Source organism: Collinsella aerofaciens (genome assembly GCF_015561195.1).
GTDB classification, from domain to species: Bacteria; Actinomycetota; Coriobacteriia; order Coriobacteriales; family Coriobacteriaceae; genus Collinsella; species Collinsella aerofaciens_AC.
This window is the reverse complement of record NZ_JADMSU010000003.1, coordinates 125465-147804: the sequence shown is the minus strand read 5'-3', so window position 1 is coordinate 147804 and position 22340 is coordinate 125465. Positions and strand designations below refer to the sequence as shown.

Below are 22340 nucleotides of genomic sequence, written 5' to 3'. Positions count from 1 at the left end.
GAAAGGGGGCTGCGTGGCAGGCTGGAATCTAACCGGCAATGCCGTTTCCGCCGAGTTCGACGGATCGGACGAGCAGGAGCGCAAAGAGCTCAGCGTGAGCCAGGCGGTGGAGATTGCCGCCGGCGCGCTTGATGCCATTCCGCAGCTGAGCGTTTTGGGTGAGGTCACGGGTTTCCGCGGCCCCAATGCCCGAAGCGGCCACTGCTACTTTCAGATCAAGGACGACTCGGCGGCCGTCGACTGCATCATCTGGAAGGGCGCCTACCTTAAGCGCACCTTCGACTTGCGCGACGGCATGCAGGTGAGCTTTAAGGGCAGCTTCAATCTCTACAAGCCCACGGGCCGCATGAGCTTCGTCGCCCGCTCGTTTTCGCTGGCGGGGGAGGGCCTGCTGCGTCAGCAGGTGGCTCAGTTGGCCGAAAAGCTGCGTCGCGAGGGTCTGATGGACGAGGCGCGCAAACGTCGCATTCCGGTGTTTTGCTCGCGTGTGGCGGTTGTCACCTCGCTTTCGGGCGCCGTAATCGACGACGTCAAACGCACATTGCGTCGTCGCAACCCGCTCGTCGAGCTCGTCTGCGTGGGCGCCAAGGTTCAAGGCGAGGGTGCGCCGGCCGAGCTCATTGAAGGCTTGCGCCGCGCCGCTGCCATTACGCCGGCGCCCGACTGTATTTTGCTGGTGCGCGGCGGCGGCTCCTTTGAGGACCTCATGACCTTTAATGACGAGGAGCTTGCCCGCGCGGTGGCGGCTTGTCCTGTGCCCGTGGTGACCGGCATTGGCCATGAGCCCGATACCTCGATTTGCGACATGGTGAGCGACCGCCGCGCTTCCACGCCCACGGCGGCGGCCGAATCGGTGGCGCCGGCTATGACGGAGCTGGCAGATGTGCTCGAGGCGCGCCATCAGCGCCTGGGTGCCGCGATGGCATCGATGATTGGGTCGGCCCAGGTCGAACTGGAGATGCTCGATCAGCGCGGTCGCCGTGCCTGGGATACCTATACGGCTCGCTTGGGCGATGCACTCGATGCCGCCGCATGCCGCCCGTGCCTCAACGACCCCACATTTATGGTTGAGCGTCGCGAATCGGAGCTTGCGCTGACTGCCGATCGCCTGTCGGGCGCCATAGTACGCTCGGTCGGGACATTCCGCTCCAACTTTGGGCGCTTGCCCGAGCGTCTGATTACAAGCACCTCGGGGCTCGATGGTAAGCGCCATGCGCTCACGCTTGCGAGTTCCCGCCTAGAGCATCAAGGGCGCACGATGCTCAGCAAGCCAGCGTCCGATCTGAGCCGTGCGGCAGCGTCGCTCGATGCCCTGTCGCCGCTCAAAGTGCTTGCTCGCGGCTATTCCATCGCGTACAGCGATGATGGTGTGGCTACGAGTGCCAAGACCTTTAAGCCTGGCGACGCCATTCGCGTGCGCATGGCAGACGGCAACGTGGCAGCAACGGTCGATACGGTCGAGTAGACCGCGTTTCGCAGTGATAGACCCTTAGGAAAGGAAACAGATATGGCAGAGAAGACCCCGGTAGAGCAGCTTACGTACAAGCAGGCCTCGCAGGAGCTGGAGCTCATCATCCGCAGCCTGGAGTCGGGCGATATGGAGCTCGAGGAGTCGCTCGAGAGCTACACCCGCGGCGTCGAGCTCCTCAAGAGCCTGCGCACCCGCCTGTCCGATGCCGAGCAGAAGGTCTCGGTGCTCCTTAAGGACGTCGACGGCAACGACGTGCTCGCCGACGGCGAAGCCGCCAACACCGACGACAACCTCTCGTTCTAACCATCCCGACCAAATATAATTACCTTGGTCTGTGAGAAAGGAACCAACCATGTGCGATTGCATCTTCTGCAAAATTGCCAACCACGAGATCCCCTCGACCGTTGTCTATGAGGACGACCAGGTCATCGCGTTCGACGACCTCAACCCCCAGGCGCCGGTCCACACGCTCGTGATCCCCAAGAAGCACTACAGCGACATCGCCGACAACGTACCTGCCGAGACCATGGGCGCCATGGCTCACGCCATCCAGGAGGTCGCCAAGGCCAAGGGTCTGGAGGACGGCTTTCGCGTCATCTCCAACAAGGGTGTCAACGCCGGCCAGACCGTCATGCACTTCCACATGCACGTCCTCGGCGGCAAGAATCTGGGCGAGAACCTCATCTGAGGACGCGTAGCCCGTCGACTTGGCTGCCTTTGGAGTACTCTATGCAGCTTTCTCAACTCGAATACCTTCAAGCGGTGGCGAACTATGGCGGCGTGCGCAAAGCAGCTCGCGCCGTTCATGTGAGTCCGCAGGCCGTTTCGTCGGCAATCAAAAAGCTGGAATCTGAGTATCAGATTGTTTTGCTCGACCGATCGGCGGGGGAGGCTGTTTTGTCTCCGGCGGGCAGAGAATTTGCGCGTCGTGTACGCGTGATCCTGGCACAAGTCGACGATCTCAAAAAGTACGCTCAATCGAGGGGCGACGGCGTTTCGCCCGATGGCCACTTTCGTCTTTACGCCCCCTGCCTTCATGGGCGGGGGCGCCTTTTTGCCGAAAACTGGTATGACTCGTTTGAAAGCTCGCATCCTCAGATTCACCTTGATGTGTGGCATCAGCCAACGGCTACATGCTTTGAATCACTTGTGCTTGGCATCTCGGATGCGGCTATCTCGTTTGAGGAACCACGGGACAGTGTCCTTTCTTCGAAATACTTGGGTGAAAAGGAGCTCAAGGTTCTTTCGTGCCCAGCGGGTCATCAATCTGTGGGCGCTATGACCGTTCGTGAGTTACTGGGCGGCAGGCTCGCTGTTCCCATTAATTTGTCACCCTGTCTCAATGCAATCAATCAATGTCCTGAAGCCCAGCTCGTCAATTTTCGCTTCCGTGATGTCGAATACGGAAACAGGGCTCAGACTGAGTTTCTTCAAGCCGGGGGATTGATATTGGGTTTGTCTGGGTCCTCTCTTGCGTCGGATGGATCAGAAGTGAGTGAGTGCTCAATTGAAGGTTCGCGTGATGTAACCTTGCCCATCTACTTTTGCTATCGACAAAATGCCTGGACTGATCGACACCAGACGGTATTTCTTCACCTATTGCGTCATCTCGCTTCGTGAGATTAATTGGCTTCGAGGCATCAAGTGATTATTGACGCCTTGTAACACATAGCTGACAGCTTTGCCCTCATGCTTTTCCAAGATTCCGATTAGATTGCTGACTCTTGGAGGACGGAGCATGAAAAACCGTACGGTTTTGCTTTATATGACGTTCGTTTTTCTGTCGAACTTCAGCACCATCTTGTATTTTCTAACTGTCTACCTTGAGTTCGTCGGGCTTTCGATGGTAGCGATTTCCAGCATGATGATTGCATATCAAGTGAGCAAGTTCATTCTTGAGGTTCCTACTGGCTATATTGCTGATAGGTTTGGACGAAAGACTAGCGGTCTCGTTGGCGTTGTGGGAATGCTTGGATACTACGCCGCCCTGCTTCTCGTCCGTTCTCCTCTGCTTTTAATCGGTGCGTTTGCTCTCAAAGGTTTTGCCGTTGCATGTGTGAGCGGATCCATCGAAGCGATTTACATTGACAGCGTCTCTCAGGACCAGCTCGTAAGACTTAATGTCGTTGAGCGATTTGTTTTCTATGCCTCTTATGCCATCTCCGCTTGCGTGGGCGGTTTCATTTCGTCTGTCGGTGCATACCTCATTGGTCTTTCGGCAGATATCATCGCAATGGTGTTGACGTTGGTTGTCGTTATCTGCATTCCTGAGATGCGAAGAGGGGGCACTGCGACGACACCTGAACATGGGATTAGCCCGAAGATGATCGGTGCCGCTATTGCGGGTAATGGCATTCTTCGTTCAGCGTTCATCATGGACTGTTCTCAGGCATTTGCTTTTGTCGCCCTGGAAGACTTTTTCTCACTGTTGCTTGCGGGTCGCGGAATGAATGCCGTCGCTTCGGGTGTGACCATTGCGGTCCAGCTCCTTGCCTCGGCTTCCATGGGACTTATTGTGCCCTGTGCGATTGCTCATGTCGACAAGGGTCGCTTTGCGCGTATTTGCGGCATCGTGCGTCTTTTCCTGACAGCTTTGTTTTTGATTCCCCTTACTCCGACTAATTTGCTGCCCGTGTTCTATGTGCTGCAGACGGTTGCGTACTCGTTATTTGCTCCAATTAAATACTCAGTTTTTCAAAAAGCAGCCGATTCTTCGATGCGCTGTTCACTGATTTCGGTTCAAAGCCAGATGGTGGCGGTGGGTGCCGTTCTTTTCTATCTGCTCAACGCTGTGTTGAGTAGCGTTGCGGGCATTCGAGTCGTATTGCTTGTCGCGCTCGGGATTTCTTCCCTTGTGTATATCCCCGCGCTATTTCGTCTTACAAGTCAAAGGACGTGAGTATTTGGGCATCGATAACTTATATATCAACGCAATAAACCCGAGCGCGAGGGCGTTTGGGTTTATTATTGAAGCGTATGTAACCTGGCGGCGCCACACCGCCTGTTAGTAGGGAGACACATGAACGTTCTGGTCGTCAACGCAGGATCTTCGACCCTTAAGTATCAGGTCATCGATACCAAGTCCCACAAGGTGTCCGCAAAGGGCTCCTGCGAGCGCGTCTGCTTTACCGGCGGTACCTTCACCCACGCTGCCAACGGCTCCAAGAAGGTGACCGAGAACATCGAGTTCCCCGACCACAAGGTCGCCATCGAGGTCGTCCTGAAGGACCTCGAGGCCAACGGCGTCAAGATCGAGGGTATCGGCCACCGTATCGTTCAGGGCGGTTGGTACTTCGGCGATTCCTCCCTCGTCGACGAGGACGTCCTCGCCAAGATCCGCGAGGTCGCCCCGCTGGCGCCGCTGCACAACAACCCCGAGGCCAACGTTATCGAGTACTGCCTAGAGCAGTATCCCGACCTGCCCAACGTTACGGTCTATGACACCGCCTTCCACTTCAACATGCCCGAGGTCGCCAAGACTTACGCCCTGCCCAAGGACGTCTGCGACAAGCTGCACATCCGTAAGTACGGCGCCCACGGCACCAGCTACCGTTATATCTCCAAGAAGGTCGCTGAGATGACCAACGGCGAGGCCCGCAAGGTCGTCGTGTGCCATATCGGCTCCGGCGCTTCCCTGTGCGCCATCGAGGACGGCAAGTGCATGGACACCACCATGGGCTTGACCCCGCTCGACGGCGTCATGATGGGCACCCGCTGCGGTTCCATCGACCCGGCTACCGTGTGCTACCTGCAGCGCGAGGGCGGCTACACCTTCGACGAGGTCGACGAGATGATGAACAAGAAGTCCGGCCTTTTGGCTGTGACCGGCGGCAAGACCAACGACTGCCGCAACGTCGAGGAGCTCGCCGCTGCTGGTGACCCCGAGGCTCAGCTCGCCTTCGACATGTTTGTCTACAAGATTGCCGCCAAGGCTGCCGAGATGGCCACTTCTATGTGCGGTATGGACACCCTGGTCTTTACCGCCGGCATCGGCGAGCACGCTCCGGCTGTCCGCGCCGGCGTTGCCGACCGCCTGGCCTTTATGGGCGTCAAGATGGATCATGCCCGCAACGCCCTGCGTGGTGACGGCGTTTGGTGCCTGTCTGCCAAGGATTCCAAGGTCAAGATTTTCGTCATCCCCACGGACGAGGAGTTCATGATCGCTTCCGACGTCGAGCGCATCGTCAACGGCAAGTAATTGCAAGAGGGGAGGGGCTGGACGACCGAGCGCCGTTCAGCCCCTCTTTTGTGTTCGTTGGGCGATATGCCTGATAGCTATTTATTAAGTTGTGATAACTTCTTATTAACATGCGGCCGCCTTAATGGGTCTGCGCCGACTGTATCGCACTGCAAAGGAGTCTCATGAACGTACTTGTTGTCAACGCCGGTAGCTCAAGCCTTAAATATCAGCTTTTGGATACCGATACCCGCGAGGTTTTCGCCAAGGGCAACTGCGAACGTATCGGTTCGGACATGGGCATCTTTGGCCACTCCGAGAACGGTGGCGCCAAGCAAACCGAGGAGGTTCCCTTCCCGGATCACCGTTCGGCTATCGCACGTGTGCTCGAGGAGCTCGAGAAGACCGACTTTACGATCGATGGCATCGGCCACCGTATCGTTCAGGGTGGCTGGTACTTCGATGATTCCGCGGTCGTCGACGATGAGGTCATGGCTAAGATCCTCGAGGTGGCACCGCTTGCCCCGCTGCACAACTACGGCGAGGCCGCGGCAATCGAATATTGCCGCGAGAAGTATCCGGAGCTGCCCAACGTGGCCGTCTTCGACACCTCGTTCCACATGACCATGCCCGAGGTCGCCTACACCTACGCCCTGCCCAAGGACGTGTGTGACAAGTATCACGTGCGCAAGTACGGCGCCCACGGCACAAGCCACCGCTATGAGTGGATGATGGCCAAGGAGATCCTGGGTTCGCGCTGCCACCGTCTGCTTTCGTGTCATCTGGGCAACGGCGCTTCGCTCGCCGCCATTGAGGACGGCGTGTGCCGCGATACCACGATGGGCCTCACGCCGCTCGACGGCCTGATGATGGGCACCCGTTGTGGTTCCATTGACCCGGCTACCGTGTGCTACCTGCAGCGCGAGGGCGGCTACAGCTACCAGGAAGTCGATGACATGATGAACAAGCAGTCTGGTCTGCTTGCCATCTCTGGCATCTCCAACGACGCCCGTGACATCCGTACGCGCGCCTCCGAGGGCGACGAGCGCTGCCTGCTCGCCTTCGATATGTTCGCCTACAAGGCCATGCAGCAGGCCGGCTCCATGATCGCTTCCATGGCGGGCGTGGACACCATCACCTTTACCGCCGGCATCGGCGAGAACGACTGGTCGATCCGCAAGGCCTTCTGCGACTGCTTTGAGTGGCTGGGCGTGCGCATCGACAACAACAAGAACCGCGAGGCCGTGGGTAACGGCCCGCAGGTCATCAGCGCCGCCGGCTCTTCCGTCACGGTCATGGTCATCCCCACCGACGAGGAATACATGATCGCCCACGACGTCGAGCGTCTGACCGCGAATAACTAGTGCGTTCGCTTGCGATTGAACGAAAGGCCTCCTGAGCAGCAGCTCAGGAGGCCTTTTTGCTAGCAGGCGGAAATTCCAGTCCCAAAGTGACCATCGCCAGCAACGCCTGCGCTCCCGACAACGGCACCCATCCATTCAGATCCTCAGCCCCAGCTCGTAGCCAAGCCGCCGTCCACTCCAGATGCCCTGATTGCAACGTAGCGGCAGGGACCCTACAGGGTAAAGCTCTGAAAACTTTCCGCAGGACGCATGAAACCCCCGCCGCACGAAGTGCGCAGCGGGGGTTTCATGCATGTCCGAGGACGTTTTCAGAGCTTTACCCTGTAGGGTCCCGAGGGGATAAGTCCGCTACTCAGCCATCTGAGCCTGGACGGCGGTGATGGCCACGACACCCACGATGTCGTCGGCAGAACAGCCGCGCGACAGGTCGTTGACCGGCTTGGCGATGCCCTGCAGGATGGGGCCGTAGGCATCGGCGCAGGCGAAGCGCTGGACCAGCTTGTAGCCGATGTTGCCGGCCTCGAGGTCGGGGAACACGAGCACGTTGGCCTTGCCGGCGACAGAGGAGCCGGGAGCCTTGAGCTGGGCGACGGTGGGGACGATAGCGGCGTCGAGCTGCAGATCGCCATCGATGGCGATCTCGGGAGCCTTCTCCTTGCAGAACTTCACGGCCTCCTGGACCTTCTTGGCGACCTCGCCACCGGCGGAGCCCATGGTGGAGTAGGAGAGCATGGCCACGTGCGGCTCGACGTTGCCCATGAAGGTGGACCAGGAGTGAGCGGAGGCGATGGCGATCTCGGAGAGCTCGTCGGAGGACGGGTTGATGTTGAGGCCGCAGTCGGCAAAGATCAGCGTGCCGTCGGTGCCGAACTGTGGGGTATCGGTGCACATTACGAAGAAGGCCGAGACCAGCTTGGTACCCGGGGCGGTCTTGAGGATCTGCAGCGCGGGGCGCAGGGTGTCGGCGGTGGAGTGGCAGGCGCCGGAGACCAGGCCGTCGGCGTCGCCCATCTTGACCATCATGGTGCCAAAGTAGGTGGCGTCCATCACCTGGGCGCGAGCCTGCTCGATGGTAACGCCCTTCTTGGCACGGAGCTCGGCAAACTTCTGTGCGTACTCCTCGTGCTTCTCGGCGTTGCGCGGATCGATGACGGTGGCGCCGGGGACGTTGATCTCGTTGGGATCGCCCAGGATGACGATGTTGGCCAGGCCTTCCTCGATGATCTTGTTGGCCGCGACGATAGTGCGCGGATCCTCGCCCTCGGGCAGGACGATGGTCTTAAGGTCGGCCTTGGCGGCAGACTTCATACGGTTTAGGAAATCGCTCATGTTACTCCTTGCAAGCGTTTCGCTAAGCTCCAGGCTCCCGGCTGTTCACGAATAAACCCGCTGCTAGCGGGTTTACCTTTCAATTATGTACGCCGCGGTGCTTGAGCTTTCCTTGTGTGGCAAGCTCATTATAGGACGCATTAGCGCTATAATCGCTCTGATAAATGTGTCTCGAAGAATGTTCGAGAAAAGCCCAGCTAACGAGCCCGTGGCTTTTGACAAGGAGTATCGATGCAGATTACCTCAGGCCTGCCTGAAGGCTTTAACGCCGGCGCGTACGACATGATTGTCGTCGGTGCTGGATATGCCGGTGCCGTTTGCGCCCGCCGTCTTGCCGAGACCATCGGCTATCGTGTTGCCGTTTTGGAGCGCCGTAGCCACATTGCGGGCAATGCCTATGACTGCACTGACGAGGCCGGAATCCTGATCCACGAGTACGGTCCGCATATCTATCACACCTTTAACGAGCGCGTGCACAATTTCCTGTCGCGCTTTACCAAGTGGACGGATTATCAGCACAAGGTGCTCGCCAACATCAACGGTACCCTTATGCCCGTGCCATTCAACCATGCGAGTCTCAAGCTCGCCTTTGGTGACGAGCGCGGCGAGGAGCTGTATCAGAAGCTCGTGGAGACCTTTGGCAAGGACGTCAAGGTGCCCATCATGGAGCTGCGTAAGAAGAACGACCCGGATCTTGCCGAGGTCGCCGATTACGTCTACGAGAACGTCTTTTTGCATTACACCATGAAACAGTGGGGCCAGACGCCCGATCAGATCGATCCCTCGATCACCGGCCGCGTTCCCATCTTTGTGGGCGATGATGACCGTTACTTCCCGCAGGCCCCCTTCCAGGGTATGCCGCAGGATGGCTACACGGCGCTGTTTGAGCACATGCTCGACCACGACCTGATTGATGTGTTCTGCGACGTGGATGCTCGCGATCTCTTCGAGATCGACGAGACAACCGTCAAGGTCGACGGCAAGGTCTACGGCGGCGAGATTGTCTATACCGGTCCGCTCGATGAGCTGTTCAACCTCGACCTGGGCGCGCTGCCGTACCGCACGCTCGATATGAAGTTCGAGACGCTCGATATGGACCAGTTCCAGCCCGTGGGCACCGTCAACTACACCACGAGCGAGGATTACACGCGCATCACCGAGTTCAAGAACATGACCGGTCAGGTTTTGCCCGGCAAGACCACCATCATGAAGGAGTACTCCAAGGCCTATACGCCCGGCTCGGGCGAGACGCCGTATTACGCCATTCTCGAGCCCGAGAACCGTGAGCTCTATGAGCGCTATCTTGAGCGCGTCCAGAACCTGACAAACTTCCACCCGGTGGGTCGTCTGGCCGAGTATCGTTACTACGATATGGATGCCGTGACCAATTCCGCCCTCGATCTTTCGGATGAGATTATCGCCTGCCATGCATAAAGTCATAACATTCGGTATTCCCTCGTATAACGCCGCTAAGGACATGGACCATTGCATCACCTCCATCTTGGAGGGGAGCAATTATGCCACCGATATCGAGATTATCGTTGTGGACGACGGCTCCAAGGATGAGACGGCCGCCAAGGCCGACGAGTGGGAGGCCCGTTATCCTGGAATCATCCGCGCGGTGCACCAGGAGAATGGCGGCCACGGTATTGCCGTCCTTTCGGGTCTGCGCGAGGCGCAGGGCACCTACTACAAGGTTGTCGACTCGGACGACTGGCTTGACAGCGCTGCCCTTTCGACCATGCTGTCGATTCTGCGCGGCTTTGAAGAGCGCGACCAGCGCGTTGACCTGTTTATCTCGAACTACGTGTACGAGAAGGTTTACGAGGGTACGCATACGGCCATTGGTTACAAGTTTGCCCTGCCTCGAAAAAAGATCTTTACCTGGGACCAGATCGGCCATTTCCGCCTGGACCAGAATCTGCTCATGCACAGCCTGTGCTATCGCACGGATGTGCTGCGCGAGTCCAACCTTCCCATGCCGCCGCACACGTTCTATGTGGACAACATCTACGCCTACGTGCCGCTGCCGCGTTGCAAGACCATGTACTACGCCGACATCGACCTCTATCGCTACTTTATCGGTCGCGAGGGCCAGAGTGTCAACGAGGCCACGATGGTCAAGCGTCTGGACCAGCAGTTCCGTGTTACGCGTATCATGATGGAGTCGTACCACCTGTACGGCGATGTCGAGTCGTCGCGTCTGCGTTCGTACATGATGGGCTACTTCACCATGATGATGGCGATCTGCTCGGTGCTCACCAAGCTTTCCGACGAGGATTGTGCCGATGAGCGTCTGAAGACGCTGTGGAATGATTTGAAGGCCTATGACGAGCGTATGTATCGTCGTGCACGTTACGGTGTGGTCGGCTTCTTCACCAACCTCCGCGGTCGTGCCGGAGACAAAACCACACTCGGCCTATACCGTCTTGCCTCAAAGATCTTCAAATTCAACTAGCTGCTGAGTAATCGCTGCTGATAGGCTGACTGGGCCCCTTGGCCTTTAGTTTGCTACTGCGAACAGTCCTGCTCGCACGGAAAGCACATTAAGTGCTTTCCGGCTCGTGCGGAACTTGTAGCAAACTAAAGGCCAAGGGGCCTCTGCTATAAGAATCGATTGTCAGGTTATTTGAATTTGAAGATCTTAGACGCGCGGTACACAGGGGCCTGGGCTGAAAAGATTTTGGTTGGTAGTCGGTCGGAGGCGGGCGGGCATTACGTTTGTCGCGAGTTCCGCATGCAAAGAAGGCCACTTAATGTGGCCTTCGTCTTGCATAGGACTGTAGAGCAGCAAACGTAATGCCCGCCCGCCTCCGACCGACGGTCGAGTGAGATTACTTCGCGGCGCCGGGGATGCCGTGGGAGGTTTTGGCGGTTTTGGCTCCGTTTACGATGGCGGTTTGCAAAGCCCTTACGGCGAGCATGCCCAGCAGGTCTAGGGGAACGGCGGCGCTTGCCTGGGCGCCCAGTTTGCCGCTGGCGAGGGTGTAGATGGTGTCGCCGTCGTTGGTGGTGTGCGTGGGACGGATGGCGTGTGCGTAGGCGTCTGCGGCCATTTGGGAGACCTTGGTGGCCTGGGCCTTAGTGAGCTCCATGTTGGTGACGATGCAGCTGATGGTGGTGTTGGTGCGGTCGAGCGGCATCTGCATGGATCCGGCGGCGGCAAAGGCTGCGAGTTCCATGTCGACGATCTGGTCGCTATCGGCTGCGGCACGCATACCGGCGACCCACTCGCCGGTGAAGGGGTCGACAACGTTGCCGCAGGCGTTGACCGAGACCACGGCGCCCACCTTGACGGGGCCGAGTGCCACGGCGGCGGCTCCAAGGCCGGCCTTCATGCAGGTGGCAGGTCCCATGAGCTTACCTACGGTGGCGCCGGTGCCGGCGCCCACGTTGCCCTGCTCGAGCGAGGCAGGGGTGTGGTCGAGCGCCTCGCGCACGGCGGCGATGCCGGCCTCAATGTCGGGGCGAACGGTGGGGTTACCAAAGGCGAGGTCGAAGATACAGCTGGAGCACACGATAGGCACCTGCGTGGGGCCGACGGGAAGGCCGATGCCGCGGCTCTCAAGCTCGCGAGCGACGCCGCTTGCAGCCTCGAGGCCAAAGGCCGATCCGCCCGAAAGGCAGACGGCGTGGACCTTGTCAACGGTGTTTTCGGGACGCAGCAAGTCGGTCTCACGCGAAGCGGGAGCGCCACCACGTACGTCAACGCCACCGGTGGCACCCTCGGGCGCCACGATTACGGTGCAGCCGGTGCCAGCCTCCTCGTCCGTATAGTTGCCAAAGCAAAAGCCATCGACATTGCAAACATCGATGGCTTCGAGCAGTGTGTCCATGTTTTCTCCTATCGGTTTTCCGCCGGGCCTTATGCCCGGTCGGGATCCGTGCGGTACGGCAAAATTGTAGGCGCTGGGGGATACCCAGCGCCAGATGCAATTACGAGAGTTTTTGAATCGCGCGTGCGACGCGAGCGATGGGCAAGCCCACCACGTTGTAGAAGTCACCCGAAATATCGTGCACAAGCATGCGGCCGCCTGTGCCTTGGATGCCGTAGGCCCCGGCCTTGTCCATGGGTTCGCCGGAGGCAACATAGCGCTCGATCTGCTCTTCGGTAAGCTCATAGAACGTCACGTCGGTCACATCGACAAACGACAGGCTCTCGGCGGCATGCGGAGCTGTAGCGTCGCCGGCTTTAACGATGCAGACGCCGGTTGCGACCTGGTGTGTGCGGCCCGAAAGCTCGCGGAGCATGGTGCGCGCCTCGTCCTCGGTTGCCGGCTTGCCCAGAATCTTGCCATCGAAGGTGACAATAGTATCGGCCGCGACGGTCAGTTCGTTGGGCTCGGCATGCTCGGCGGCAACGGCGGCGGCTTTGGCGCGTGCTAAGCGTTCAACGAGCGTAAGCGGGGCCTCGCCATCAAAAGGCGTTTCGTCGATATCTGCGGGAATCACGCGAATGTCAAAGCCCGCTTCGCGCATCAACTCGATGCGGCGCGGTGATTGCGAAGCCAAAATCATAGCTGAATGCCCTCGGCGACCTTCTCGACGGCCTTGTCGCCGGCGAGCGTGCGCAGCAGCTCAAGCGCAAAGGGGAGCGACTGGGCCATGCCGCTGGCGGTGATGATGTTGCCGTCTTGCGTAACCTTCTCGCCGGTATAGGCGCCTTCGGGGAAGCTTTTCTCAAAGCCAGGGAAGCATGTGGCCTGGCGCCCCTCGAGTAGGTCGAGCTCGCCCAGGATAAACGGGGCGGCGCAGATGGCGGCAACGTGCTTGGTCGCGGCGAACTCGCAGACCACGTCGCAGACGCGCTGATCGGCGCGCAGGTTGGTGGCACCGGGCAGGCCGCCGGGCAGCACGACGCAGTCGTACTCGTCAAAGTTGATCTCATCAAAGAGCGCATCGCAGGTCACGGGGATCTGCAGCGAGCTTACGACCTCACGCGTGGGCATGATCGAGACGAGCGTGGCACGCACGCCGCCGCGACGCATGACATCGACCATGGTCAAGCATTCAATAGTTTCAAAGCCATCGGCGGCGAGAACGGCAACGCTGGGCATGAGGGTTCCTTTCATAGGCGGCATACAATTAGCCGTCTTATACCCCGAAGACCTCCGCTTGCCACGCTCGATTTCCCAATGATTTTTCTGAGCAATGATTAAGTGGCTAGTTGCGCCTAAGGTGGACGACGGTCTCGCAGTGGAAGGTTTGTGGGAACAGGTCGACTGGCGTGATCTTTACGGGGGAGAAGGTGCCTTCTTCGACAAAGCGTTTGAGATCGCGCGCCAGGGTGGCCGGGTCGCAGCTCACGTAGGCGACATCGCGAGCACTCGTGCTGGCGATAAGGTCGATCGCCTCGGGGGCGAGGCCTGCGCGCGGCGGGTCGACCACCAAGACGTCGGCATCCTGGTCGGGGAACTCGCGCACCGCGTCGCCGCCGATGACGTCGACGTTGTCGAGCTTGTTAATCTCCAGGTTGCGGCGCAGGTCGCGCACGGCCGGGCCATAGGCCTCGACGGCGGCAACAAAGTCGCAGCGGCGGGCGAGCGGCAGGGTAAAGGTGCCGGCGCCGCAGTACAGGTCCACGGCCAGCTCGTCTTCCTGCGGGTCGAGGGCGTCCATAACGAGCTCAATCAAAATCTCGGCGCCCTTGGTATTGACCTGGAAAAACGACGGGGCAGATAAGCGCATCTGGCCTTCGGCGATATTCTCGGTCCATGAGCCCTCACCGGCGAGCATCTCGACTTTGGAGACGCGGCGGGCTTTCTTTTCGCCCTTGCTCATCACACGCACGATGCTCGTGGGATGAGCGGCGTCCGCCAGCACGCGCGAGACCTGCGAGCGCGGGAAGGAACCCGTGGGCGTCCAGAGCGCGACCTCGAGTGCCTTGGTGCGGCGCGATGCGCGAATGCCCACGCGTTCGAGGCCCAGGTCATGGCTGCCACCTAGATAGTTGAGTGCGCCGACGACCGATTTGAGCGCCTTCGGGAAACGCTTATCGAACAGCGGGCACGAATCGACAGTCACGATTTTGCTGGGGTCGACACCGTGCATGCCAAGGCGCACGCGACCGTTGAAGACGGTCGGTTCGAGCTCGATTTTATTGCGGTAGCCCCAGTCGTCTTTGGTGTGGCGGATGGGCTGCACCAGCTCATCGACCTGCTCGGGAGCGAACTTGCCGATGCGCTCGAGCGTGGAGCGCAGGTTTTGCTCCTTGGCGGCGAGCTGTGCCGTGCGTGAGAGATTGCCCCACGAACAACCGCCGCAGATGCCCACGAAGGGGCAGGGGGGCTGAATGCGATCGGGGCTCGGCTCCAGAATCTCGGTCGTGCGGGCGCGCATGAACGACTTGCCGTCCTGTACGACTTCGGCCTCGACGGTGTCGCCTGCCACGGCGCCCTGCACAAAGACGGCCTTGCCGTTGTCGGCGTGCGCCAGCCCGTCGGCGCCGTAGGTCATCGATTCTATGGTGAGCTTCATATTCCTGCCTGTCATTCGCGTTGTTGTCCGCACCATGGTAGCAGGGAAAAGCGCCCCGCATCCGAGGCTTTCCTCAAATACGGGGCGCTTCTACAAACGTCTATTTCGTCTTGCCGGTAATGAGTGTCTTAAGGCCTAGGCCGATCAGACCCAGTCCCATGCGCACGCGACCGGGGCGATGGCGCTCGATGGCCTTGGTCTTGCCGGCGGGCTTATCGCGACGGGCGCTCGTCTCGGGTGCGGGCTTGGCGACCTGCGGCTCGGGCTGAGGTATAGGTGCAGGCTCGGGCTCAATGACGGTTGCCTGGACCTTCTGAACCTCGGGTGTGGCCGGCTGCGGCTTAGGAGCGGGGGCGGGCTTTGCCTCGGCGGCGGGCTCTGCGGCAGCCTCGGGCTCATTCACCGGGGGAGCGGCAACCGCTTCCGGTTTGGCAACTGCCCTATGTTCAACCTCGGCCTGAATAGCCTCCTCGGCCACACGTTCCTTCTCCTGTGCGCGCTGCTGCGCGGCGGCCTCGGCGTTGCGATAGGCGCGCTCCAGCAGAGCTTCCTGCGAGTTGAAGGGTTTCTCGCCCTCTGCACGCTCCACGGGAACCCAAGTGCCGTCGCTCGTGAGGCTGCGGGCCTTCACGTTGTCGCGCAGCTGCATGCCCATGTACTCGTGCACCAGGGCGCGGCAGGTGGGGTCGAGCACGGGGAAGGCGATCTCCACGCGGTGCTCGGTGTTGCGCGTCATCATGTCGGCCGAGCTCAGGTAAATCATGTCCGAGTCCACGCCAAAAGCGTAAACACGGGCGTGCTCCAAAAAACGTCCGACGATGGAGCGCACGTGCACGTTCTCGGTCTTGCCCGGAACACCGGGCTTGAGGCACGAGATGCCGCGGATGATCATGTCAACGCGGACTCCTGCGCACGATGCCTCGGCAATCTTGTCGATGACCTCGCGGTCGGTGAGCGAGTTGAGCTTAAAGAACACACGGGCGGGCTCGCCAGCGAGGGCGCGCTGGATCTCGCGATCCAGGCCGCGCATGATGAGCGGCTTGAGGCCCACGGGTGCCACGCCCAGGAAGCGGTAATCGCCGCGCAGGTTGCCCAGCGACAGGTTGCGGAAGAACAAGTTGGCGTCCTCGCCGATGCCGGGGTGAGCGGTCATGAGCATAAAGTCGCTGTAGAGTTTGGCCGTCTTCTCGTTAAAGTTGCCGGTGCCCAGCAGCGTTAGGCGCGTTAGCGCCATGCCCTCGCGATAGGTGAGCTGGCAGATCTTGGAGTGGCACTTAAAGCCCTCGGAGCCGTAGATGACGGTGCAGCCGGCCTCTTCCAGGCGCTCGGCCCACTCGATGTTGTTCTGCTCGTCGAAGCGGGCGCGGAGCTCCATGAGCACCGTGACCTCTTTGCCGTTCTCGGCGGCATCGATCAGCGACTCGCACAGGCGGCTCTGCTTGGCCACGCGGTAGAGCGTGATGCGCAGTGAGATGCACTCGGGGTCGTAGGCGGCCTCGTGCACCAGGTCCAAGAACGGATTCATGGCCTCGTAGGGGTAAAAGAGCAGCTTGTCGCCCAGCAGCACCTGCTCGCGGATGGAACGGGACATGTCGATGGTGGGGTTGGGCTGCGGCTTAAACGGCGTAAAGAGCAGCTCGTTGCGTAGATGCTCGGGAATCTTGCCCTCAATGCCAAAGACGTAGCCCAGGTCGAGCGGGATATCGCAGGTAAAGACCGAGCGGCGAGAAAGCTCGAGCGCCTTGCGGATGGTCTTGAGCGTCGCCTTCTCGAGCGACCCCGAGACCGCGAGCACTACCGGCTGCAGACGCAGGCGCTTCTTGAGGATGCGCTTCATGTGCTGGCGGTAGTCCTCTTCCTCCTCGACGCCCTCGCCGTCCGGATCGATGTCGGCGTTGCGGGTGACGCGGATGAGCGCGCGGTCGAGCGGCTTATAGGAGCCAAAGCAGCTGTCCAGGCAGGCGAGGATGACGTCCTCGAGCAGAATGTAGGAGTAGGTGCCGGTGGGCGAGGGAATCTCGACCACGCGGTTCATCGAGGCGGGGATCTCGATAAGGCCCAGCAGGCTCTCCTCGTCGGTGACGCCGTCCAAGCCACAAGCTAGATAGAGTGCACCGTTGCGCAGGTTGGGGAAGGGATGGCGCGGGTCAATGACCAACGGCGAGATGACCGGCGACACGTAGGCCTGGAAGTAACGGGTTACAAAGGTGCGCTCCTCGGGCGTAAGCGAATCGATGCGGGCGCGGTGAACGCCCAGGGTGTCGAGCTTGCCCTCGATGCTCTTAAAGATGGACTCCCATCGGGTAAGGAGCCCGGGCATTTCGGCCATGACGGCATCGACCTGTTCGGAGGCGGTCATATTGCTCTTGTTGTCGACAGGCTGTTTTTTGAGCTCTGCCAGATCGGACAGGCCGCCCACGCGCACCATGAGAAACTCGTCGAGGTTAGACTCGAAAATCGACACGAACTTTAGACGCTCGAACAGCGGAACGGTCTCGTCGAAGGCTTCGTCAAGCACACGGTTGTCAAAGCGCAGCCAGCTGAGCTCTCGGTTCTGCGTGTACGAGAAGTCGCGCGGCGGTTTGCGCAGCTTTGCGGCGGCTTGCTTTTTTTCGATTTTGCTCGGCATATGCATCTGTCCGTTCAGTCCCCGCAGGGGACGGTTGCCTAACACTATTCACTATTGTCTCAATTTAGTCGACCTATGGCACGGACGTATCGCGTGAACGGTATCTTTACCTACTTCTTACGCTGACAAGCCATAGAGCTGACGCCCGCCGTGTTGTGAAAAACGGTCTATATCCTCACTCAACTGGTGAGTATGTGTGAATAAGAATGATAGGTAGCTGAATATCATCGAATACAGACAGAAACACGAACAAGCGTCATTTATATACATAAAACCGTTGTAGATATGCAATTCCTAATCGAAAGATTGGAGTTGTAATTGCGAATGATTTTTGAGAAAAAAGAGCGTTTACCTTAGAAAAGTTACTTTAGAACGCCGAAGTACATCATGGGGGAATCACATGCGATATACCGTTCATCGCACTTTGTTGACCGTTCGGGGGCGAGGTGGAATTGCGGGTGATTTTTGGATATAACTAGAGCTGTCAGCAAGCAGCGTCCCATATGGAGGGGCGCTGATACATTCGGCCAGTAAGGCCCGAAAGAAAGGTAGGAGGCCATGACGAAAGGTCTGCACGTGCCTTCCGAGATCGGCAAGCTCAGGAAGGTCTGCCTGCACCGTCCCGGCGACGAGCTCCTCAACCTGCCGCCCGACGAGCTCGAGCGACTCCTGTTCGACGACGTCCCGTTCCTGGAGGTCGCACAGCAGGAGCACGACACCTTCGCCCAGATCCTGAGGGACCAGGGCGTGGAGGTCCTCTACCTCGAGAACCTCGTCGCGGAGGTGTTCGACCAGGTCCCCGGCGCCCGCGCCGAGTTCACCGACCAGTACATCGCCGAGGCCGGCATCCGCGGCCAGCACATGCCGCAGATCGTCCGCGAGAAGCTGGACTCCATCGAGGACAACCTCGAGTTCGTCAAGAAGACCATGGCCGGCATGACCAAGGCCGAGATCGACATGCCCCTCACGGCGTCCACGACCCTCGACTCCCTGGTCAACTCCGAGTCCGAGTCCGACCTGATCATCGACCCGATGCCGAACCTCTACTTCACCCGCGACCCGTTCGCGGTCGTCGGCGAGGGCGTCAACCTCAACCGCATGTACTCGGTCACCCGCAACCGCGAGACCCTGTACGGCAAGTACGTCTTCAAGTACCACCCCGACTACAAGGACGTCTCCCTGTACTTCCGCCGCGACTGCCAGTTCCACACCGAGGGCGGCGACGTGCTGAACATCAACGAGAAGACCCTCGCCGTCGGCATCTCCCAGCGCACCCAGGCCGCCGCTATCGACGTCATGGCCCAGAACATCTTCTGGAACTCCGACTCCAAGGTCGAGCGCATCCTGGCCTTCGACATCCCGGTCTCGCGCGCCTTCATGCACCTCGACACGGTCTTCACCCAGATCGACGTCGATAAGTTCACGATCCACCCCGCCATCATGGGCACCCTGCGCGTCTACGAGCTGACCGCCGGCAAGAACCCGGGCGACGTGAACATCCGCCTGATCGAGGACACCCTCGAGCACGTCCTGGAGGACGCCACCGGCGTCGACCAGGTCAAGCTGATCCCCTGCGGCGGCGGCGACCCGATCGCGGCCTCCCGCGAGCAGTGGAACGACGGCTCCAACACCCTGTGCGTCGAGCCCGGCAAGATCTGCGTCTACGCCCGCAACACCGTCACCAACGACGTGCTGTACAAGGAGGGCCTGGACCTTCTCGTCGTGCCCTCCGCCGAGCTCTCCCGCGGCCGCGGCGGCCCGCGCTGCATGAGCATGCCCTTCTGGCGCGAGGACCTCTAAGGTCTTCAAGGGCCCGTACAGGTCATAATACATACATCTAGCTGCCATTAGATGTCTCTCATTGGGGCGGTGCGGGTTTTCGCACCGCCCCAATCTTGTATGAGGAACGTTAACACGGTTGGATGACTGCTTTTGTAAGGAGCCTGGCCATGGACATCAAGACGATTGGCGTTGAGGAATGGCTCAACGTTTGGGAGAAGAGCGCCACGTGGGACATCGCCCAGTCGACGATCTCGTCGCTCACCATGGGCGAGCTACGTGCGCTCGACGAGCAGGACGGTGCCACGTTCTACGAGCGCCTGGACCGCGAGAAGATGAACTACGGCTGGATCGAGGGTTCGCCGGAGTTTAAGGCCGAGGTCGCCAAGCTCTATCGTCGTGAGGTCAATCCCGACCATATCCTGCAGACCAACGGCTGCACGGGCGCTAACCTCAACGCCATCATGGCTGTGGTCGAGCCCGGCGACCATGTTATCGCCGAGTGGCCCGCATACGCGCCGCTCTACGAGATCCCGCGCACGCTGGGCGCCGAGGTCGAGTATTGGGAGCTTCGCGAGGAACTCGGCTGGAAGCCCGATATCGAGCAGCTCAAGCGCTTGGTGCGCCCCAACACCAAGCTCATCTGCATCAACAACGCATCGAACCCCATCGGTACGGTGCTCGATGCCGATATGCTCGGCCAGATTGCCGAGATCGCCCGTTCGGTGGGCGCCTACGTGTTGTGCGATGAGGTGTATCTGCCGCTCGAAAACACTGACTCCTTTATGTCGATGGTCGACGTGTACGAGAAGGCCATCGTCACCAACTCGTTGTCCAAGACCTATTCGACGCCTGCGGCCCGCGTGGGCTGGGTCGTGGCCGACGAAGAGGTGTCCAACAGCATCCGCACGTATCGCGACTACACCATGATCTGCGGCGGCGTGTTCAACGACGCCCTGGCGACCTACGTGCTCGAGCACAAGGACAAGATTCTCGAGCGCAACCGCAAGATCGTGTTTGGCAACCGCGATATCGCGCAGGCTTGGATCGATACGCAGCATCGCGTGTCCTGGACGGCCCCGCAGGGCGTGTCCACCTCGTTTATCCAGCTGGACATTCCCGAGGACGACGAGGAGTTCTGCAAGCGCCTGTTGGCTGAGAGGGGAGTGCTGCTGGTTCCCGGCAGCCGCTTTGAGCTCCCCTGCGGCGCACGCCTGGGCTACTGCGCGAGCGAGGACGTTCTTCGCGAGGGCCTGAGGCTTTTGGGCGAGGCACTGGCGGAGTTTGATCGCTAGGATCCCGATGATCTTCGAGGGCCTTATCCAAATAGGACGAAGATAATCGAAAACGGACCCGTTTCCCTAGGGGAAGCGGGTTCGTTTTTCTATACCGAGAAGTCAAGTTGTTACAAATGGGGCCGTAAAGCGAGCCGGTATCCGCTGGGCCTTATACTGAGCTTCCGGTGAACGGTATCAAGCGTCTGGTAAACGGTAATTTGTTTACCAGAAATGAATAGGACAAACTTTTTTCTGAATAAAAATGAAAATGGTTGAGACGCGGCATGAATCGTTAATTCTATTCATAGCTTTATTAGAAATATGCAATTTGAGGGTGGTTTAATAAAGTTAAGTTCCATTTGCTATTTGGATTGAAAACGCGTTTTAGCACGTAAATACACTTTATTAAATCAAAGTGTGCCATGCGTGAAGTATATGTGTATGCCGTTCACCCCTCATATAAAACCGTTCGGGGGCGAGGTGGAAGTATGGACTGATTTTGGATATAAATATGTCGTCAGCAATAACGCCTCACACGGAGGGGCGCTAACGAATCGGCCCTGACAAGGGCCCGAAAGAAAGGTAGGAGGCCATGACGAAAGGTCTGCACGTGCCTTCCGAGATCGGCAAGCTCAGGAAGGTCTGCCTGCACCGTCCCGGCGACGAGCTCCTCAACCTGCCGCCCGACGAGCTCGAGCGACTCCTGTTCGACGACGTCCCGTTCCTGGAGGTCGCACAGCAGGAGCACGACACCTTCGCCCAGATCCTGAGGGACCAGGGCGTGGAGGTCCTCTACCTCGAGAACCTCGTCGCCGAGGTGTTCGACCAGGTCCCCGGCGCCCGCGCCGAGTTCACCGACCAGTACATCGCCGAGGCCGGCATCCGCGGCCAGCACATGCCGCAGATCGTCCGCGAGAAGCTGGACTCCATCGAGGACAACCTCGAGTTCGTCAAGAAGACCATGGCCGGCATGACCAAGGCCGAGATCGACATGCCCCTCACGGCGTCCACGACCCTCGACTCCCTGGTCAACTCCGAGTCCGAGTCCGACCTGATCATCGACCCGATGCCCAACCTCTACTTCACCCGCGACCCGTTCGCGGTCGTCGGCGAGGGCGTCAACCTCAACCGCATGTACTCGGTCACCCGCAACCGCGAGACCCTGTACGGCAAGTACGTCTTCAAGTACCACCCCGACTACAAGGACGTCTCCCTGTACTTCCGCCGCGACTGCCAGTTCCACACCGAGGGCGGCGACGTGCTGAACATCAACGAGAAGACCCTCGCCGTCGGCATCTCCCAGCGCACCCAGGCCGCCGCTATCGACGTCATGGCCCAGAACATCTTCTGGAACTCCGACTCCAAGGTCGAGCGCATCCTGGCCTTCGACATCCCGGTCTCGCGCGCCTTCATGCACCTCGACACGGTCTTCACCCAGATCGACGTCGATAAGTTCACGATCCACCCCGCCATCATGGGCACCCTGCGCGTCTACGAGCTGACCGCCGGCAAGAACCCGGGCGACGTGAACATCCGCCTGATCGAGGACACCCTCGAGCACGTCCTGGAGGACGCCACCGGCGTCGACCAGGTCAAGCTGATCCCCTGCGGCGGCGGCGACCCGATCGCGGCCTCCCGCGAGCAGTGGAACGACGGCTCCAACACCCTGTGCGTCGAGCCCGGCAAGATCTGCGTCTACGCCCGCAACACCGTCACCAACGACGTGCTGTACAAGGAGGGCCTGGACCTTCTCGTCGTGCCCTCCGCCGAGCTCTCCCGCGGCCGCGGCGGCCCGCGCTGCATGAGCATGCCCTTCTGGCGCGAGGACCTCTAAGCC

The 22340-nt window shown here is 59.7% G+C and carries 18 protein-coding genes; 12 read left to right on the top strand and 6 right to left on the bottom strand.

What is annotated here, in order from left to right:
• Window positions 1–13: 13 nt before the first annotated feature.
• From xseA to I2H81_RS04625, 7 genes are all read left to right on the top strand, one after another.
• A complete protein-coding gene (xseA, locus tag I2H81_RS04655) occupies window positions 14–1465 on the top strand; it encodes an exodeoxyribonuclease VII large subunit (protein ID WP_324253205.1) in 1452 nt (483 codons plus the stop codon).
• A 42-nt stretch (window positions 1466–1507) separates the two neighbouring features.
• Window positions 1508–1774 (top strand): exodeoxyribonuclease VII small subunit, encoded by a 267-nt coding sequence (gene xseB, locus I2H81_RS04650; RefSeq protein WP_006234311.1) that lies wholly within the window; start codon window positions 1508–1510, stop codon window positions 1772–1774.
• A 49-nt stretch (window positions 1775–1823) separates the two neighbouring features.
• A complete protein-coding gene (locus I2H81_RS04645) occupies window positions 1824–2159 on the top strand; it encodes a histidine triad nucleotide-binding protein (RefSeq protein ID WP_035137921.1) in 336 nt (111 codons plus the stop codon).
• A 41-nt stretch (window positions 2160–2200) separates the two neighbouring features.
• A complete protein-coding gene (locus I2H81_RS04640; RefSeq protein ID WP_195644726.1) occupies window positions 2201–3091 on the top strand; it encodes a LysR family transcriptional regulator in 891 nt (296 codons plus the stop codon).
• 118 nt (window positions 3092–3209) lie between these two features.
• The gene (locus I2H81_RS04635) at window positions 3210–4370 is read left to right on the top strand and encodes an MFS transporter (RefSeq protein ID WP_195644725.1); all 1161 of its coding nucleotides are present in this window, start codon (window positions 3210–3212) and stop codon (window positions 4368–4370) included.
• Between the two features lie 120 nt (window positions 4371–4490).
• Complete coding sequence (locus tag I2H81_RS04630) at window positions 4491–5669, top strand: acetate/propionate family kinase (protein ID WP_195644724.1); 1179 nt, start codon at window positions 4491–4493, stop codon at window positions 5667–5669.
• Window positions 5670–5833: 164 nt separating this feature from the next.
• Window positions 5834–7012, top strand: a complete 1179-nt coding sequence (locus I2H81_RS04625; RefSeq protein WP_195644723.1) for an acetate/propionate family kinase — start codon at window positions 5834–5836, stop codon at window positions 7010–7012.
• A gap of 348 nt (window positions 7013–7360) precedes the next feature.
• On the opposite strand, the gene pta is transcribed toward I2H81_RS04625, so the two are convergent.
• Window positions 7361–8341: a phosphate acetyltransferase gene (gene pta, locus I2H81_RS04620; protein WP_195644722.1), complete on the bottom strand. Its 981-nt coding sequence runs from the start codon at window positions 8339–8341 to the stop codon at window positions 7361–7363.
• Between the two features lie 231 nt (window positions 8342–8572).
• Between pta and glf the strand changes: the two genes are divergently transcribed.
• Together glf and I2H81_RS04610 are read left to right on the top strand one after the other, a co-directional pair.
• The gene (glf, locus tag I2H81_RS04615) at window positions 8573–9775 is read left to right on the top strand and encodes a UDP-galactopyranose mutase (protein WP_195644721.1); all 1203 of its coding nucleotides are present in this window, start codon (window positions 8573–8575) and stop codon (window positions 9773–9775) included.
• Window positions 9768–10799 carry a glycosyltransferase family 2 protein gene (locus I2H81_RS04610; protein WP_195644720.1) on the top strand — a complete coding sequence of 344 codons (1032 nt, stop codon included), beginning with the start codon at window positions 9768–9770 and terminating at the stop codon, window positions 10797–10799. The genes glf and I2H81_RS04610 overlap by 8 nt, the downstream gene beginning before the upstream one ends.
• 376 nt (window positions 10800–11175) lie before the next feature.
• On the opposite strand, the gene I2H81_RS04605 is transcribed toward I2H81_RS04610, so the two are convergent.
• The 5 genes from I2H81_RS04605 to ppk1 all read right to left on the bottom strand — a co-directional run bounded on the left by I2H81_RS04605 (window position 11176) and on the right by ppk1 (window position 17447).
• The gene (locus I2H81_RS04605; RefSeq protein WP_195644719.1) at window positions 11176–12177 is read right to left on the bottom strand and encodes a P1 family peptidase; all 1002 of its coding nucleotides are present in this window, start codon (window positions 12175–12177) and stop codon (window positions 11176–11178) included.
• A 100-nt stretch (window positions 12178–12277) separates the two neighbouring features.
• On the bottom strand, window positions 12278–12859 hold the full coding sequence (locus I2H81_RS04600) for a Maf family protein (RefSeq protein WP_195644718.1): 582 nt from the start codon (window positions 12857–12859) through the stop codon (window positions 12278–12280).
• Window positions 12856–13398 carry a DJ-1 family glyoxalase III gene (locus tag I2H81_RS04595; RefSeq protein ID WP_117638209.1) on the bottom strand — a complete coding sequence of 181 codons (543 nt, stop codon included), beginning with the start codon at window positions 13396–13398 and terminating at the stop codon, window positions 12856–12858. Before I2H81_RS04595 ends, I2H81_RS04600 begins: the two co-directional genes overlap by 4 nt.
• 106 nt (window positions 13399–13504) lie before the next feature.
• Window positions 13505–14833: a 23S rRNA (uracil(1939)-C(5))-methyltransferase RlmD gene (rlmD, locus tag I2H81_RS04590; RefSeq protein WP_195644717.1), complete on the bottom strand. Its 1329-nt coding sequence runs from the start codon at window positions 14831–14833 to the stop codon at window positions 13505–13507.
• A gap of 85 nt (window positions 14834–14918) precedes the next feature.
• Window positions 14919–17447 carry a polyphosphate kinase 1 gene (gene ppk1, locus I2H81_RS04585; RefSeq protein ID WP_229108067.1) on the bottom strand — a complete coding sequence of 843 codons (2529 nt, stop codon included), beginning with the start codon at window positions 17445–17447 and terminating at the stop codon, window positions 14919–14921.
• 558 nt (window positions 17448–18005) lie between these two features.
• Between ppk1 and arcA (I2H81_RS04580) the strand changes: the two genes are divergently transcribed.
• From arcA (I2H81_RS04580) to arcA (I2H81_RS04570), 3 genes are all read left to right on the top strand, one after another.
• Window positions 18006–19247 (top strand): arginine deiminase, encoded by a 1242-nt coding sequence (gene arcA / locus I2H81_RS04580; RefSeq protein WP_099431519.1) that lies wholly within the window; start codon window positions 18006–18008, stop codon window positions 19245–19247.
• Between the two features lie 149 nt (window positions 19248–19396).
• The gene (locus I2H81_RS04575; protein ID WP_195644715.1) at window positions 19397–20521 is read left to right on the top strand and encodes an aminotransferase; all 1125 of its coding nucleotides are present in this window, start codon (window positions 19397–19399) and stop codon (window positions 20519–20521) included.
• Between the two features lie 574 nt (window positions 20522–21095).
• A complete protein-coding gene (arcA, locus tag I2H81_RS04570) occupies window positions 21096–22337 on the top strand; it encodes an arginine deiminase (RefSeq protein WP_099431519.1) in 1242 nt (413 codons plus the stop codon).
• Window positions 22338–22340: the final 3 nt, after the last annotated feature.

Excerpts from the sequence above, each read along its gene's own strand:
- xseB (WP_006234311.1), top strand. The coding sequence starts at position 1,508 with ATGGCAGAGAAGACCCCGGTAGAGCAGCTTACGTACAAGCAGGCCTCG.
- I2H81_RS04645 (WP_035137921.1), top strand. The coding sequence starts at position 1,824 with ATGTGCGATTGCATCTTCTGCAAAATTGCCAACCACGAGATCCCCTCG.
- I2H81_RS04640 (WP_195644726.1), top strand. The coding sequence starts at position 2,201 with ATGCAGCTTTCTCAACTCGAATACCTTCAAGCGGTGGCGAACTATGGC.
- I2H81_RS04635 (WP_195644725.1), top strand. The coding sequence starts at position 3,210 with ATGAAAAACCGTACGGTTTTGCTTTATATGACGTTCGTTTTTCTGTCG.
- I2H81_RS04630 (WP_195644724.1), top strand. The coding sequence starts at position 4,491 with ATGAACGTTCTGGTCGTCAACGCAGGATCTTCGACCCTTAAGTATCAG.
- I2H81_RS04625 (WP_195644723.1), top strand. The coding sequence starts at position 5,834 with ATGAACGTACTTGTTGTCAACGCCGGTAGCTCAAGCCTTAAATATCAG.
- pta (WP_195644722.1), bottom strand. The coding sequence starts at position 8,341 with ATGAGCGATTTCCTAAACCGTATGAAGTCTGCCGCCAAGGCCGACCTT.
- glf (WP_195644721.1), top strand. The coding sequence starts at position 8,573 with ATGCAGATTACCTCAGGCCTGCCTGAAGGCTTTAACGCCGGCGCGTAC.
- I2H81_RS04610 (WP_195644720.1), top strand. The coding sequence starts at position 9,768 with ATGCATAAAGTCATAACATTCGGTATTCCCTCGTATAACGCCGCTAAG.
- I2H81_RS04605 (WP_195644719.1), bottom strand. The coding sequence starts at position 12,177 with ATGGACACACTGCTCGAAGCCATCGATGTTTGCAATGTCGATGGCTTT.
- I2H81_RS04600 (WP_195644718.1), bottom strand. The coding sequence starts at position 12,859 with ATGATTTTGGCTTCGCAATCACCGCGCCGCATCGAGTTGATGCGCGAA.
- I2H81_RS04595 (WP_117638209.1), bottom strand. The coding sequence starts at position 13,398 with ATGCCCAGCGTTGCCGTTCTCGCCGCCGATGGCTTTGAAACTATTGAA.
- rlmD (WP_195644717.1), bottom strand. The coding sequence starts at position 14,833 with ATGACAGGCAGGAATATGAAGCTCACCATAGAATCGATGACCTACGGC.
- ppk1 (WP_229108067.1), bottom strand. The coding sequence starts at position 17,447 with ATGCCGAGCAAAATCGAAAAAAAGCAAGCCGCCGCAAAGCTGCGCAAA.
- arcA (WP_099431519.1), top strand. The coding sequence starts at position 18,006 with ATGACGAAAGGTCTGCACGTGCCTTCCGAGATCGGCAAGCTCAGGAAG.
- I2H81_RS04575 (WP_195644715.1), top strand. The coding sequence starts at position 19,397 with ATGGACATCAAGACGATTGGCGTTGAGGAATGGCTCAACGTTTGGGAG.
- arcA (WP_099431519.1), top strand. The coding sequence starts at position 21,096 with ATGACGAAAGGTCTGCACGTGCCTTCCGAGATCGGCAAGCTCAGGAAG.